Source organism: Tardiphaga sp. 709 (assembly GCF_032401055.1).
Classification (GTDB): domain Bacteria; phylum Pseudomonadota; class Alphaproteobacteria; order Rhizobiales; family Xanthobacteraceae; genus Tardiphaga.
Window position 1 is genome coordinate 2700221 of record NZ_CP135529.1, and the last position, 13115, is coordinate 2713335.

General features: G+C 61.5%; 15 protein-coding genes and 1 pseudogene. 9 read left to right on the forward strand and 7 right to left on the reverse strand.

Features of this window, described 5'->3' with window-relative positions; all coding sequences use genetic code 11:
• Positions 1–57: 57 nt before the first annotated feature.
• Positions 58–2727 (reverse strand): EAL domain-containing protein, encoded by a 2670-nt coding sequence (locus RSO67_RS13295; RefSeq protein ID WP_315843838.1) that lies wholly within the window; start codon positions 2725–2727, stop codon positions 58–60.
• A 184-nt stretch (positions 2728–2911) separates the two neighbouring features.
• On the opposite strand from RSO67_RS13295, the pseudogene RSO67_RS13300 reads away from it, so the two are divergent.
• Positions 2912–4014, forward strand: a pseudogene (locus tag RSO67_RS13300) (NAD(P)/FAD-dependent oxidoreductase).
• Between the two features lie 169 nt (positions 4015–4183).
• Here the strand turns inward: RSO67_RS13300 and RSO67_RS13305 are convergent.
• Positions 4184–4369: a YdcH family protein gene (locus tag RSO67_RS13305; RefSeq protein ID WP_092145731.1), complete on the reverse strand. Its 186-nt coding sequence runs from the start codon at positions 4367–4369 to the stop codon at positions 4184–4186.
• Positions 4370–4618: 249 nt separating this feature from the next.
• On the opposite strand from RSO67_RS13305, the gene RSO67_RS13310 reads away from it, so the two are divergent.
• From RSO67_RS13310 to RSO67_RS13330, 5 genes are all read left to right on the forward strand, one after another.
• Positions 4619–4825, forward strand: a complete 207-nt coding sequence (locus RSO67_RS13310) for a YdcH family protein (protein ID WP_068728782.1) — start codon at positions 4619–4621, stop codon at positions 4823–4825.
• Positions 4826–5235: 410 nt separating this feature from the next.
• Complete coding sequence (locus RSO67_RS13315; protein WP_315843839.1) at positions 5236–5487, forward strand: hypothetical protein; 252 nt, start codon at positions 5236–5238, stop codon at positions 5485–5487.
• A 119-nt stretch (positions 5488–5606) separates the two neighbouring features.
• Positions 5607–5786 (forward strand): hypothetical protein, encoded by a 180-nt coding sequence (locus tag RSO67_RS13320; protein ID WP_315843840.1) that lies wholly within the window; start codon positions 5607–5609, stop codon positions 5784–5786.
• The gene (purE, locus tag RSO67_RS13325) at positions 5783–6271 is read left to right on the forward strand and encodes a 5-(carboxyamino)imidazole ribonucleotide mutase (RefSeq protein ID WP_068728790.1); all 489 of its coding nucleotides are present in this window, start codon (positions 5783–5785) and stop codon (positions 6269–6271) included. Before RSO67_RS13320 ends, purE begins: the two co-directional genes overlap by 4 nt.
• 71 nt (positions 6272–6342) lie before the next feature.
• Positions 6343–7377, forward strand: a complete 1035-nt coding sequence (locus tag RSO67_RS13330) for a 5-(carboxyamino)imidazole ribonucleotide synthase (protein ID WP_315844244.1) — start codon at positions 6343–6345, stop codon at positions 7375–7377.
• Positions 7378–7403: 26 nt separating this feature from the next.
• Here the strand turns inward: RSO67_RS13330 and aqpZ are convergent, their stop codons facing one another.
• On the reverse strand, positions 7404–8126 hold the full coding sequence (aqpZ, locus tag RSO67_RS13335; RefSeq protein WP_315843841.1) for an aquaporin Z: 723 nt from the start codon (positions 8124–8126) through the stop codon (positions 7404–7406).
• 283 nt (positions 8127–8409) lie between these two features.
• On the opposite strand from aqpZ, the gene rpsU reads away from it, so the two are divergent.
• Together rpsU and RSO67_RS13345 are read left to right on the forward strand one after the other, a co-directional pair.
• The gene (gene rpsU, locus RSO67_RS13340; protein WP_089265892.1) at positions 8410–8712 is read left to right on the forward strand and encodes a 30S ribosomal protein S21; all 303 of its coding nucleotides are present in this window, start codon (positions 8410–8412) and stop codon (positions 8710–8712) included.
• Positions 8713–8881: 169 nt separating this feature from the next.
• A complete protein-coding gene (locus RSO67_RS13345) occupies positions 8882–9541 on the forward strand; it encodes a tetratricopeptide repeat protein (RefSeq protein WP_315843842.1) in 660 nt (219 codons plus the stop codon).
• Between the two features lie 24 nt (positions 9542–9565).
• On the opposite strand, the gene RSO67_RS13350 is transcribed toward RSO67_RS13345, so the two are convergent.
• Both RSO67_RS13350 and RSO67_RS13355 read right to left on the reverse strand, forming a co-directional pair.
• The gene (locus RSO67_RS13350) at positions 9566–9874 is read right to left on the reverse strand and encodes a putative quinol monooxygenase (RefSeq protein ID WP_315843843.1); all 309 of its coding nucleotides are present in this window, start codon (positions 9872–9874) and stop codon (positions 9566–9568) included.
• Between the two features lie 63 nt (positions 9875–9937).
• Entirely contained in the window at positions 9938–10738 is an 801-nt protein-coding gene (locus tag RSO67_RS13355; RefSeq protein WP_315843844.1) for a type 1 glutamine amidotransferase domain-containing protein, read from the reverse strand.
• 115 nt (positions 10739–10853) lie between these two features.
• On the opposite strand from RSO67_RS13355, the gene RSO67_RS13360 reads away from it, so the two are divergent.
• Entirely contained in the window at positions 10854–11771 is a 918-nt protein-coding gene (locus tag RSO67_RS13360; RefSeq protein ID WP_315843845.1) for a LysR substrate-binding domain-containing protein, read from the forward strand.
• 42 nt (positions 11772–11813) lie between these two features.
• On the opposite strand, the gene RSO67_RS13365 is transcribed toward RSO67_RS13360, so the two are convergent.
• Both RSO67_RS13365 and RSO67_RS13370 read right to left on the reverse strand, forming a co-directional pair.
• Complete coding sequence (locus tag RSO67_RS13365) at positions 11814–12647, reverse strand: hypothetical protein (protein WP_315843846.1); 834 nt, start codon at positions 12645–12647, stop codon at positions 11814–11816.
• Between the two features lie 166 nt (positions 12648–12813).
• Positions 12814–13101, reverse strand: a complete 288-nt coding sequence (locus tag RSO67_RS13370) for a cupin domain-containing protein (protein ID WP_068730343.1) — start codon at positions 13099–13101, stop codon at positions 12814–12816.
• Positions 13102–13115: the final 14 nt, after the last annotated feature.

Consider the following 13115-nt stretch of genomic DNA (forward strand, 5'->3'; position numbering starts at 1 on the left):
GCTAGCCGCGGAACGCCGCGGGCTCAACAGCATCGGCACTTCGCAACGGTCTGTCGCTCAACCGACCATGCGCGCGGCGGGCGTAGCGGCGGCAATCCGTCCGACCAGCGCAGCATATTGCGCAATCGGGGCAGGACGCCCGATGAAGTAGCCTTGTACGCCGTCGCAGCCTTCGCTGGCGAGGAAGCAGAGCTGCTCGTGGGTCTCGACGCCTTCCGCAACGATCGCGACGTCGAGGCCATGGCCAAGCCCGATGACCGCGCGCACGATGGCGGCGGACTGCGGATTGAGGCCCAGATTGATCACGAAAGCGCGGTCGATCTTGATCTTGTCGAACGGGAATGCCTGCAGATAGGTCAGCGAGGAATAGCCGGAGCCGAAGTCGTCCATCGAGATGCGCACACCGAGCGCCTTCAACCGCCGCAGCAACGCGACGCCGCGGTCGAAATCCTCGATCAGCACACCTTCGGTGATTTCCAGCTCAAGTCGACCGGGCTGCAGGCCGGTTTCGAGCAGGATCGAATGCACGAGGCCGACGAGATCACCATGCATGAACTGCGCGGGCGACAGGTTGACCGCGATCTGCAGCGGTACCGGCCAGGAGGCAGCCTCGAGGCAGGCCTGGCGCAGGATCCACTCGCCCATCTCGACGATCAGACCACTTTCTTCGGCCAGCGGAATGAAGTCTCCGGGCGGCACGAAGCCGCGGGTCGGATGGATCCAGCGGGCCAGCGCCTCAAAGCCCGTAATGTCGGCATCGACCACGGTCTGGCCAGCGCGTGCCTGCGGCTGGTAGTGCAGCGACAATTCGCCATTGCGGATCGCGGCCGAGAGGTCCTGATGCAGCACGCGGCGATCGCGCAGTTGCTGGTCCATTTGCGGCTCGAAGATGCTGATCGAACCGCGCGACTGCGACTTGGCACGGAACAGCGCCGCGCCGGAATTCGCCAGCAGAGCGGCTGGGTCATGGCCGTCGCGCGGGAACAGCGAGATGCCCGTGGTGACGCCTGTCCGCACCGATTTGCCCTCGATCGGGAATTCCTCCGCAAGGGCCGCGGAGATCCGCTCTGCGATCAACAGCCCGGCCGCGGGCTGCGCGCCGTCGATGATCACGCCGAACTCGTCACCGCCGAGCCGCGCCACAACTCCGCCGCCCACGGCTGCATCGACACGACGCGACACCTCGATCAGCAGCTTGTCGCCGATGGCGTGACCGAAGACATCGTTGACCTCCTTCAGGCCGTCGAGATCGATCGACAGCACCGCGAATTCCTCGGAGGTCTCGCCGCAGGCATCGATCATCTGCGACAGAGCCTGCAAAAAGGCCGGGCGGTTCGGCAGATCGGTCAGGCCGTCGTGATAGGCCATATGCGCCATCCGCGCCTCGGTCTGGCGGCGGTCGGTGACATCTTCGTGGGTCTTGATCAGATATTGCGGCTCGCCTGCTTCGTCGAGGACGGTAACCCGGCGGGTCAGGAACAGCCGCAATCCGTCGCGCGTGCTGATCGGATGCTCTTCCGCAATCGGTGTTCGGCCCCTGATCGCTGCCTGATCCCGGCTGACGATCAGCTTCGCTTCTTCCGGGCGAAGCATTTCGGGAACGGTCAGACCGATAGCGTCTTCGCGTTTACGACCCAGAATGACCTCTGCGCCGCGGTTGGCGAACAGATAACGACCGGTGCTGATCTGCTGCACCATCAGCGACACAGGAATGTTGTCGAGTACGGTCTCAAGGAATTTCTTGGCGTTCTCCAGTTCCTTGGACAGCGACTTGCGGTCGGTCACATCCTCGAACAGCGCAATCAGGAATGCCGGCTCATTGCGTTCGTTAAAGGCAATCACGCGATTGCTATCCAGCGTGCGGACGTCTGAACCAATCTCCACATTGAACTCGCTGCGACACTGACTGCGTGTTTCCACTGCCAGGGCATCGGCTTCGGCAATCGCTTTCGCAGACTGTGCGGAGAATATCTGATCCGGTCGCTTGCCGACGATCTTATCGCGCGAGAGTCGAGAGAAGGTCTCGAAAGCCCGGTTGGCGAAGATATAGCGGCCGTCGTCAATGGTCTTGGCCGCGACGCAGATCGGGACGTGATCAAGGACAGATTCGAGGAACTGCTTGGTGGTCGCAAGCTCGCGCTGCAGGAAACGCTGCTCGGTGCAGTCCTCATGAATGCCAATGGCGCCGCCATTGGGAAGCCGGCTGAACTTGACGTGGACGGATTGCCCGCCGGGCATTTCGGCAATGTACTCGCCGGCGGAAACAGTCTGCTCGTAGAAGCTCTGGGTGGCCAGATCGAGCTTGCCACGCTGGCGGCGTAACTCGCGCAATCCTGGGCCGGTAATATCCTTGGTGATGTCGGCGCGCGTCAGGTCGTAGATCTCGAGATAGCGATCATTGCAAAACACGACCCGCTTCTGGTCGTCGAGCATCACGATGCCTTGGCCGAGATGATTGAGGGCAGAACCGACAAACGCATTGCGCCGCTGCTGCTCGCGACGCACGTTGCGCAGTGCCGAGGCGACCCACAGCACAATGGCGGCGAGAAATGCCAGCGCGACAAATCCACCGATGAGAAGCTGCCAGATCATTTGCGGGTCGAGTTCGCTGATATAATGAACCGCCGAGGATTCCGCATGGGCTCCGGTAATGCTGCCAAGAAGGCACGCGACCGCGATGACGGACACTGCCGCCTTGCTGTCTGATCGCCCGATCTTGCCAGTCATTACACACCCGCGTATTCGCAGCGTGAGTGTTTGGTTACAGGTATGTGGATCAGGTAAATGCGTATCGTCGCACCTGCAGAATGCGGCGAAAATTGGTGGTAATTAGCTGTGATGCTTAATGTTTTACTAATACGCCACAAGGTCGAACCGCGGATGACCTGCGCAGCAAACTATCGGACGCGACATGGACAAGGTTGAATGCGTGGTGGTGGGCGCCGGCGTCGTGGGTCTTGCGATCGCCCGGCGACTGGCGGAAGCGGGACGCGAGGTCATCGTGCTGGAGGCTGCGGACGCGATTGGTACCGTGACCTCGTCGCGCAACAGCGAGGTCATCCATGCCGGCATCTATTATCCGGCCGGCAGCCTGATGGCGCGGCTCTGCGTCGCTGGAAAACAGGCGCTCTATGATTATTGCCGGGATCGCGGCATCCCACATCGCAACTCCGGGAAACTGATCGTCGCCACACGTCCGGAGGAGATCGCCAAACTGGCTTCGATCAAAGCGCACGCCGAAGCCAATGGCGTCGCTGACCTCCAGCAATTATCCGGGACAGAGGCACGGGCGCTGGAGCCGGCACTGGCTTGCGAAGCCGCGCTGTTGTCCCCCTCCACCGGAATTGTCGATAGCCACAGCTACATGTTGTCGCTGCGCGGTGAAGCGGAAGCCGCCGGCGCGGCCTTCGCGTTCCTCGCGCCGCTGGAACGTGGCCGGGTCACCGCCGACGGTTTCGAACTGGATGTGGGCGGCGAGGCTCCGATGACACTCGCCTGCGACATGCTGATCAATTCCGCAGGCCTGTCCGCAACCGCGATCGCTCGCATGCTCGACGGCATGCCGCTCGACCTGATCCCCCCGCTTATCTGGCGAAGGGCTGCTACTTCAGCTGCAATGCGAAAGCGCCGTTCTCGCGGCTGATCTATCCCGTGCCGGAACCGGGCGGCCTCGGCGTGCATCTGACGCTCGATCTGGCCGGCCAGGCGCGTTTCGGCCCTGACGTCGAGTGGGTGGATCACATCGACTACACGGTCGATCCGGCACGCGGAGAGAGGTTCTATCCGGCCATCAGGCGCTACTGGCCGGACCTGCCCGACGGCGCATTGATGCCAAGCTATTCCGGAATGCGGCCGAAGATCGTGCCGCCCGCAGTCGCGGTGCAGGACTTCATGATCCAGGGTGCCCAGACCCATGGCGTGCCGGGCCTTATCAACCTGTTCGGCATCGAGTCACCGGGGCTGACATCATCCCTGGCCATCGCGGACTACGTAGCTGACATGGCGGAAAATTAAACGCGAAGGGTTGCAGGCGAAGCGATCCAGGCCAACCGAATAACTGGAGCTTCGTCGCAAACCTATCGCGGAATGAGGACAAGACGTCATAGCACCTACGCCAAAGCAGTGACGTAAACGGCAATGTCGATGCTGTGATTTATCGTTCGATGATCAGTGCAGCCGTTGATCAGTGCACCGTGTCGCTGGCCCCGTTTTTGAGACGCTGTATTTCGTCCCTGACCATCAGTTTTCGACGCTTGAGTTCGACGATGCGGAGATCGTCGGTAGACAGGTGCACGAGCGCTTCGTGCAATTCGCTTTCGAGAACTTTGTGCTTGCGTTCCAGTTCGACGAGATGCGCCTGTAGTGCCATTCGAAAACTCCTCGGTAGGATTGAACCTCAGGATACGTTCGGTTGGACGATGAATTCTACATGACAGTGGACATCTGTCGATGGGTATTGAAAAGTGTATTTTGAGTTTCAGGTATCGTGTGAAACGAATCGTGACCTGATTGCGCCGCAAAAACATGGAACCGGACGGCTTGCGTGGTGCGCCTGCACCGGCGATAGTCATCCTAGAAATTCCTCGCAAATGACTTGCGAATCCAGTCAGCTAGAAACATGAACGACGACGAAGATCGCGAACTCCCGTTAGAACTCGCCCGATTGCAGCAGGAACATCGCGACCTCGACGCCGCTATCGATGCCTTGCAACATTCACCGGCACCCGATCTTTTGCGACTGCAACGGTTGAAGAAGAGGAAGCTTCAGCTGAAAGATCGGATCTCCTTCATCGAAGATCAGATCACCCCGGATATTATTGCCTGAGACAACGCGTCGCGCTGTGGCTGTGGGTTAAAGAACGGCCAGGGCTGCGAACTCAACGCGTAACGATCAATGGATCGGCTTTCTTTGCGTCACGGTGACTGCGGTCGGCTGGGCGCTGAGCTGGCCCATCATCAAAATGGCATCGCGATGTGGCGCGGCGGAAGTTTGCGCGCACGCGGCACATCATTCCACGTCTGTTGTTTGTATCGTTCACCGACGTCTTTACCTGGATGGGCTGCGCGAACTGATCAAGTGACGCTCGCACTGGGCGGCCTGACGCTGGCGCAGCGCAAGCCGGCTTCGGCGGATGAAGACGCGCGACGGGAAGATCGCTCACAGGGCGCCGAACTTGACATAAGAACAAAATAAGAACACGCTCGCGCCGAAATCAATCGACTCGTGAGGGCACCATGGCCGACATCACCTATTACGTCGCACTGCCCTTCTTGCACGACGACTCCGGTTCGCCGGCCGCCGGTGCCGCCGAGGAATGTCAGAGTGCATCCGGCGCCATCCGCCGCGCCGAACTCTTGTCCCGTACGCCAGGCTCGATCGGCGCATTGGCCTTCAGCCGTACCGGCGATCCGATGATCGGCGAGTTCGGCGACGCGCAGGTGATCCGCGCCTTTGGCGAAGTGCCAAGCGACCTCAGCGCATTGTAAAGGCGCCAACGTCGACGATCGACTAGCTACACTTTCGCAGGTCACGGCGTCAGGCGGCCGCCGGCCCGCGGCTTTTCGGCAGCGACACCAACGCCTTGGAACCCCGAAATGCCGGCTTCATGGAACGTTTGACCGGCTTTGCAGCAGGCGTTCGGGTTTTCTTTTGCATGGGATTTGTTACAAGGCTTGCCAGTCTTCACCAAGACGAGATCATGTTTGCCACGCTCCTTGCCACGCAAGGGGACGACATTGTATTTCCAGCCTATCTTTCTGGATTCGCGAAAGAAAATACGGAATGACCGCGCCCGTCGCCATTATTATGGGAAGCCAGTCCGACTGGGAAACCATGCGCCATGCCGCCGAAACGCTGACTGCACTCGGCGTATCCCACGAGGCACGCATCGTCTCGGCCCACCGTACGCCGGACCGGCTGGTCGCGTTCGCCAAGGGCGCCAAGGCAGCGGGCTTCCAGATCATCATCGCCGGTGCCGGCGGCGCTGCGCATTTGCCCGGCATGGCCGCGGCGCTGACGGAACTCCCGGTATTCGGTGTGCCCGTGGAATCCAAGGCGCTGTCCGGCGTCGACTCACTTTATTCGATCGTACAGATGCCGGGGGGCGTGCCCGTCGGCACGCTGGCCATCGGCAAGCCCGGCGCGATCAATGCGGCACTGCTCGCGGCGAGCGTGCTGGCGCTGCACGACACGGCACTGGCGACAAAGCTCGCCGCCTGGCGCAAGGCGCAGACCGATGCCGTGGCTGAAAAGCCGGAAGGTGCGGCGTGAGCGCTGTGGTGACGAAGGTTCTTAAGCCAGGCGATACGATCGGCATTCTCGGTGGCGGCCAGCTTGGTCGCATGTTAGCGATGTCCGCAGCACGCCTCGGCCTCCGCTGTCAGGTCTTTTCACCGGATCCGGATTCGCCGGCTTTCGACGTGGTGCAGAACGCGACATGCGCTGAATATGCGGATGTCGAGGCGCTCGAACTGTTCGCCAGTGATTGCGACGTCATCACCTACGAATTCGAGAACGTGCCGGCCGCCACCGCGATGATCCTCGACGCGCGGCGCCCGGTTCTGCCCGCGCAGACAATCCTGCAGACCACGCAGGATCGTCTGGCCGAGAAGGATTTTGTAACGTCGCTGGGTATCGGCACCGCCGCTTACGCAGGCGTTGCGAATGCTGGCGAGCTTCATGCAGCGGTCAAGAAGATCGGTCTGCCAGCTGTCATCAAGACGCGTCGCTTCGGTTATGACGGCAAGGGTCAGGCAATCATCCGCGAGGGTGACGATCTCGATCAGGTCTGGAAGGATCTCGGCACCAATTCCGCGATCCTTGAAGCCTTCGTGCCGTTCGAACGCGAGGTTTCGGTCATCGCTGCACGCGGCGCCGACGGTCAAGTCGAATGTTTCGACGTCACCGAAAACGAGCACCGCGATCACATCCTGAAATTCTCCTATGCGCCCGCACGCATCTCCGACGCGCTTGCCGCGAAGGCACGCGAGATCGCCGAGAAGATCGGCACCGCGCTGGTCTATGTCGGCGTCTTTGCCGTCGAACTGTTTGTCGTGCCGGGCCAAAAGGACGCCATTGACGGTGCGACGCTTGTCGTGAACGAAATCGCGCCGCGCGTGCACAATTCCGGCCACTGGACGCTCGATGGCGCCTCGGTGTCGCAATTCGAACAGCACATCCGCGCCATCGCCGGTTGGCCGCTCGCCAAACCCGTCCGCCACGGCCAGGTCACCATGATCAACCTGATCGGCGACGACATTCTCGACTACGGCAAGTGGCTCACCGTCCCCGGCGCCACCGTGCATCTCTATGGCAAGGGCGCGCCGAAGCCCGGCCGCAAGATGGGTCATGTGGTTGAAGTGAAGCCGGCGACGTAACGACGCCGGCTTCACCGCCTCATTCGTCAGCTGGTCGCCTTGCCTTCCACCACACCAGCGGGCTCGTCACTCAGCCAGCGATAGATCGCGCCGCCGAGAACACCGCCAACCAGCGGTGCCACCCAGAACAGCCACAACTGCTGCAGTGCCCAGCCGCCGACAAACAATGCCGGCCCGGTGCTGCGCGCCGGATTCACCGACGTGTTGGTGACTGGAATGCTGACGAGGTGGATCATCACCAGCGCAAGCCCGATTGCCAGCGGCGCGAAGCCCGCAGGCGCCTTGCCGTGTGTGGAGCCCATGATGATGAACAGGAACATCATGGTCATCACGACTTCCATGATGAAGCCCGCGACCATGCTGTATTTGCCGGGCGAATGATCGCCGTAGCCGTTCGACGCAAAGCCCTTGGCAAGGTCGAAACCGGCAGCGCCGCTGGCGATGACATACAACACGGCCGCACCTGCAACCGCACCGACGACCTGCGCGATCACATAAGGGAGAATCTGGCCGGCGGGGAAACGTCCACCCGCCGCAAGACCCACGGTGACCGCAGGATTGAGATGGCAGCCCGAAACGTGGCCGATGGCATAGGCCATGGTCACGACGCTGAGGCCGAAGGCCAGCGAGACGCCGACGAGACCGATACCGACCTGCGGAAATGCTGCCGCGATTACGGCACTGCCGCAGCCTGCAAATGTGAGCCAAAAGGTGCCGATCAGCTCGGCCGCGTATTTTTTCCCATTCATGATGCTCTCCGGTCGTAATCGGCGTCCCGGCTGAGTCGCCGCGGGAATTATGCGTCCGTGCTCCAATACCTGTCGAGACAGGGAACCTGCCCTATCCCCACCCGGGAAAATCCGGAAAAAGCACGTTATTTTCCCAGCCCAGAAGGTTAAAATGACGGCGCCGCAAGGTGGACATTCGCCATTTCATCTGGTACATCGGCGCCCTTGAGGTTAAGGGCATGGCCTTTGTCGGCCCTTCACTTTACCGAAATTCAAATCCGATCAATTGAAAAGAGGATGCCGCGTGCAGGTTCTCGTTCGCGATAATAACGTCGATCAGGCTCTCAAGGCGCTGAAGAAGAAGATGCAGCGCGAGGGTATTTTCCGCGAGATGAAGCTCCGCGGTCACTACGAAAAGCCCTCTGAGAAGAAGGCTCGCGAGAAGGCTGAGGCCGTGCGTCGCGCACGCAAGCTTGCTCGCAAGAAGCTGCAGCGCGAAGGCCTGCTGCCGATGAAGCCGAAGCCGGTGTTCGGCGCGGGTCCTGGCGCCGATCGTGGCGGCCGTCCCGGCGCTGGCGGCGCGGGCGCTCCGCGTCCGGCGCGCTAAGCGCTTCATCATTTAAGTTCGATAACGCGGGCCAAAGCCCGCGTTATTTTTTTTGCGCAATTGCTTTTTGCGAGAACTACTTCCTTGGCGCGCTGGTCTTGATCGGGTGCATTTTGCCCGATGTCGCGCTACCAATAGGTCATTGGTCGCTGCGTGAGATTGGCCCTGCATGGAATGTCCCGTCCGCGAGTCCCCGTTCCGCTTCGGCGCCCGCGGCCTTACCGCGATTGCCCTTGTCGTTGCGGGTCTGTGCAGCACCGGATGCTCATTCAACCTGTCGTCACTAACACCGGGTTCTGACAAGGACGAACCGAAGACAACGGCCCTGGCGCCCCCGTCGCCCACGAATTCCGGCAAGACCAATCCGCAGGATGCGCAGATCCACGCTGCACGCGCGCAGGCGCTCGCACAGTCCGGTAAACCCGATGACGCGCTGCTCGCCTTGAATCAGGCAATCGACCTCGATCCGCACAGTGCGCAGATCTTCTACCAACGCGGGCTGCTCTATCAGTCCGAGAAGAAATATGAATTCGCCATTGCGGATTTTACGTCAGCCAACGGCTTGACACCGCAGCAGGCGGATCCCCTGCTCGGCCGCGCGCAATGCTATCTCGCCCTCGGCAAACACCAGGAAGCCGCAGCGGATCTCGACGAGGCTTCGCAGGTGGCACCGGGCAATGCCCAGGTCTGGCTGACCCGCGGCGCGACCTATGAGAAGCTTGGCGACAGGGCCAAGGCTGCAGATTCCTACAGCCGCGCGGTCGCGCTGCGCCCGAAGGACGATGCAGCGCGGAGCGGCCTCGCGCGGATGGGTGGAAGGGCGGGTTAACTCGAAGATATGCGCGAGTCGTCGTCACCCGCGAATGTCAGCCACTTCGACGTGATCGAGCACATATGCGCTGCGTTCGGCGAGCTCGCTGATCTTTGCCGCATAAACTTTGAAATGTAGCGTGTCACGATGCGCGGCCACGGCAGCGTTGTCCTTGTATAGTTCATCAAGCACGAAGCGATTAGGATCGGCCTGATCCTGCCAGATATCCCAGCGGAGGTTGCCCGCCTCCGCGCGTGAGGGCGCCACCATACCGTGGAGCAGTGCTTTCAGTTCATCGGCCTTACCCGGCCGGGCGACAAGGATCGCCGCGATCTTCACGGAAGTCGGCATATCTTGGTCCCTTCATGAAAGCGGTGATCGGCGGGTCTTACGTCCCGCCGATCACGCAAGGTCTCACGCCTTCGCCACCTTACGATCCAACGCCGCGATCAGGGCTGTGGCGATCGGATGATCTGAGCGCGGGTTCTGCCCGGTGATGAGCTCGCGGTCCTCGATCACATAGGGCTCGAAGTCGGTTGCCGTGACACTCACGTTACCGCCGGCAGTGCGCAGCGCATCAGGCATGTTGAAGTAGAGCTTGGCGTGCAGTATCTGATCTTCGATGACTTTTTCCTCGGTCGCCGAGAACACCGTCATCTTGTATCCGGCATATTGCCATCCCTTCGCCCATTCACCGGCCTTGGCGGGATCGCCTGCGATCAGCGCCGAGCGGAACTCGCGGGCATGCGGCATCGCCGCGACGGTCGCAATCGGGCCATGGCAGAGCAGCGCCGTCGGCTTCGCCTTTGCATGGAAGTGGCGCAGGATCTCGCCCAGATCCGGATCCTGCATGAGGTCGACCACCGGTCCCTGCCCGCCCGGCACAAACACACCCGCATACTCATCCAACCCTTGCTCGGCCACCGTGCGCAGCACGTGCACATCGGTCATAGCGGGATCCTTGGCGAAGAAGGCCTTCGCCTTCTGATAGGCGGCTTCGTCACCGCCGAAATGCACTGCGCTGTCCGAGGCCTCATCGATATGTGGCTGGGTGCCACTCGGCGTGGCGAGCACAACCTCATAACCGGCAGCGATCAGAGCCATCGCCGGAACGACAGTCTCGTTGAGATACTGGCCAGTTGCACCAAAGCGCCCGCCCTGGACTTCGATTCGGGTGCCACTAGAGCCGACCACCAGCACTTTTCCCTTCGACATGATTGCCTCCGTTGAGCTCGGTTACGTCCATCTGGACGGAGGTAGAATGCTCCTCGAAATTATATTCGAGAAATTTATTTCTTTAATTCTAGATATTCATAGGACATTATAGATTATGCGCTATGATCTCAATCTCCTGCCGGTCTTCGTCACCCTGATGGAGGAGCGCAGCGTGACCCGCGCCGCCGAGCGGCTGGGAATCACACAGCCCGCGCTCTCGAACGCGCTGGCGCGGCTGCGCGTGATGATGCGCGACCAGCTGTTCATCAGAGAGCGTTACGGCATCCAGCCGACGCAGATGGCACAGGACTTGGCGCCGGTGGTGGCCGCCGCACTGGCGAAGATCGACGAAGTGGTCCTGGGGCAACAGACCTTCGATCCGCTGCAGGCCGAATTGTCGGTGACCATCGCACCCAACAGCTACGTAGAGTTCGTGCTGATGCCCGCGATCGTCGCGCGGCTTCGCGAGCAGGCTCCCGGCATCAAGCTGCGGCTGACGCCGTTCGGCAATGATCTCGCCGAGACCGGCGTCATCTCGGGCACGACAACCATGGTGTTGGGGCGCGTCGTTGATCCGCCGGACAGCCTGGTGGTGCAGCATCTGATGGATGAAGGCCTCGCCTGCGTCGTGCGCGCCGATCACCCAGAGATTCATGATCGGATATCACAGGAGCAATACGAACGGCTCAAGCATGTGAACGTGCTGCCACCCGGCCGCCTGCGCGTCGGCCTGTTTCACGCGTTGGAGCAGCGCGGCATCCGGCGCGAGGTTGCAGTCTCCGTCACGCACTTTCTGGCAGTGCCGGAAATGATCGCGGTGACGGACTATTGCGCGACACTGCCGACACTCATCTGCGACCACCTCGCCCATGACCCGCGCTTAAAGATCCTGCCTGCGCCTGTCGATCTCGGCACTTTCCCGCTCGATATGGCCTGGCATGTACGCTATCGCAACGACCCGGCGCATCGCTGGCTGCGGTCGCTGGTGGCGGAGGTGACGAGAGAGATCGCGGGTGGCACGTCGGAGGAATGACGCGCGAAAAATATGACTCGTCGCGCCCTGGATGTCGCTGGCTTACCGCTCGAACGGGCGCGGGATCACCGAATTGAACACCGACTTCGCGGCAGACAGCACGTCTTCGGCCACGTTGGTGCGCACCGAGCGCGGTCCGCCGACAGCATCCGCCTGCAGGTCCATCGGCTGCGGTGCCGGGATCTCGCCGGGCGGACGCATGCGCCGCGCTTCGGAACGCTCAGACTGCGGCGAAGGCATAGGATCGAGCTTCTCGACGCTTGGCGTCGCCACCACGATCGGCGGCGGCAACTGCTGCATCGACGGAGGGGAAACAGTCCGTGCGGCTTCCTGCACCCGCGGCGCTTCCGGAGCACGCGAGGTCTCGGGCGTACGGGCAGCTTCCTGGGGTCGCGGCTCGCTGCGGTTCAGGCGCTCGATGGCAGCACGAGCAAGATCGTTGGCGTCGCGGCGTTCATCAGCGCTGGCATTCGCCGCCGGCGCGGTGCCCACGGTGGCAAGGACGGGCGCAGGCGCGGCCGGAGCCGGCTTGGCTGCTGCCTTCTCGCGCAATGGGGGCTGATGGCGGCGCGGCTCGGGTGTGGTGGCTGCCTCGGGCTTTTCGATGCTGGCCTTCTCGACCACCGGCTTGTCGCCGGCCTTGGCCGGGGCCGATTCGGGCAGATGGGCGAGGTCGGCAGAATTCTCGGCGGGCTTGGCTGTCGCTGCCTTGGTGTCAGGCTTCGGCTCCGCAGGCGTCGATGCGACAGCCGCAGCGGGGCGATCCGGGCTCGCCTTCGGGATGATGTAGTGATTGACGATATAGGCACCCACGATCGTCGCCAGAATCGACGGCAAGATATCGATGGTGAACTTCGAGAGATACTTGTGCAGCATGAACCGGCCTCTTCCCCAAGCTGCTTCATGCTGGAAATTTGAGGCTGATTTCGGGATCAATCGCGACGGATCGAAGGCAAAGTTCCAATCCGTCGCATTGAATTGTTTCAGCTGGTCCTCAGCAGGCTAAACACAATGAACCGGCAGCCGCTGGAGGCAGACAAGGTTAAGCTTTCTTAACCTCGACCTCGAGAAACACGATTTCCTTGTCGGTTTCATTCAGAACGTCATGCTCGACGCCTGCCTTGCGGAAATAGGATTTGCCGGTCGTGATCGGCGCCTGCGAGCGGGTGCCGTCCGGCGCAACGATGGTCATCACGCTCGTGGTGATCGGAACGATCACATAGTCCATCCCATGGGTGTGGTGACCAGTCGCCGCGCCGGGCGCGAGTCTCCATTCGGTGACGCGAACTTCGGGCGTGTCCTGCTGAACGTCGGACTGGGCAGCGAGCATCGTCTCATTCTCCA

Bases quoted from the DNA above. Each gene is read 5' to 3' on its own strand.
- aqpZ (WP_315843841.1), bottom strand. From the start codon at position 8,126: ATGAATGGGAAAAAATACGCGGCCGAGCTGATCGGCACCTTTTGGCTC.
- RSO67_RS13355 (WP_315843844.1), bottom strand. From the start codon at position 10,738: ATGTCGAAGGGAAAAGTGCTGGTGGTCGGCTCTAGTGGCACCCGAATC.
- RSO67_RS13295 (WP_315843838.1), bottom strand. From the start codon at position 2,727: ATGACTGGCAAGATCGGGCGATCAGACAGCAAGGCGGCAGTGTCCGTC.
- RSO67_RS13315 (WP_315843839.1), top strand. From the start codon at position 5,236: ATGGCCGACATCACCTATTACGTCGCACTGCCCTTCTTGCACGACGAC.
- purE (WP_068728790.1), top strand. From the start codon at position 5,783: ATGACCGCGCCCGTCGCCATTATTATGGGAAGCCAGTCCGACTGGGAA.
- RSO67_RS13320 (WP_315843840.1), top strand. From the start codon at position 5,607: ATGGAACGTTTGACCGGCTTTGCAGCAGGCGTTCGGGTTTTCTTTTGC.
- RSO67_RS13365 (WP_315843846.1), bottom strand. From the start codon at position 12,647: ATGCTGCACAAGTATCTCTCGAAGTTCACCATCGATATCTTGCCGTCG.
- RSO67_RS13360 (WP_315843845.1), top strand. From the start codon at position 10,854: ATGCGCTATGATCTCAATCTCCTGCCGGTCTTCGTCACCCTGATGGAG.
- RSO67_RS13345 (WP_315843842.1), top strand. From the start codon at position 8,882: ATGGAATGTCCCGTCCGCGAGTCCCCGTTCCGCTTCGGCGCCCGCGGC.
- RSO67_RS13330 (WP_315844244.1), top strand. From the start codon at position 6,343: ATGTTAGCGATGTCCGCAGCACGCCTCGGCCTCCGCTGTCAGGTCTTT.
- RSO67_RS13305 (WP_092145731.1), bottom strand. From the start codon at position 4,369: ATGGCACTACAGGCGCATCTCGTCGAACTGGAACGCAAGCACAAAGTT.
- RSO67_RS13350 (WP_315843843.1), bottom strand. From the start codon at position 9,874: ATGCCGACTTCCGTGAAGATCGCGGCGATCCTTGTCGCCCGGCCGGGT.
- RSO67_RS13370 (WP_068730343.1), bottom strand. From the start codon at position 13,101: ATGCTCGCTGCCCAGTCCGACGTTCAGCAGGACACGCCCGAAGTTCGC.
- RSO67_RS13310 (WP_068728782.1), top strand. From the start codon at position 4,619: ATGAACGACGACGAAGATCGCGAACTCCCGTTAGAACTCGCCCGATTG.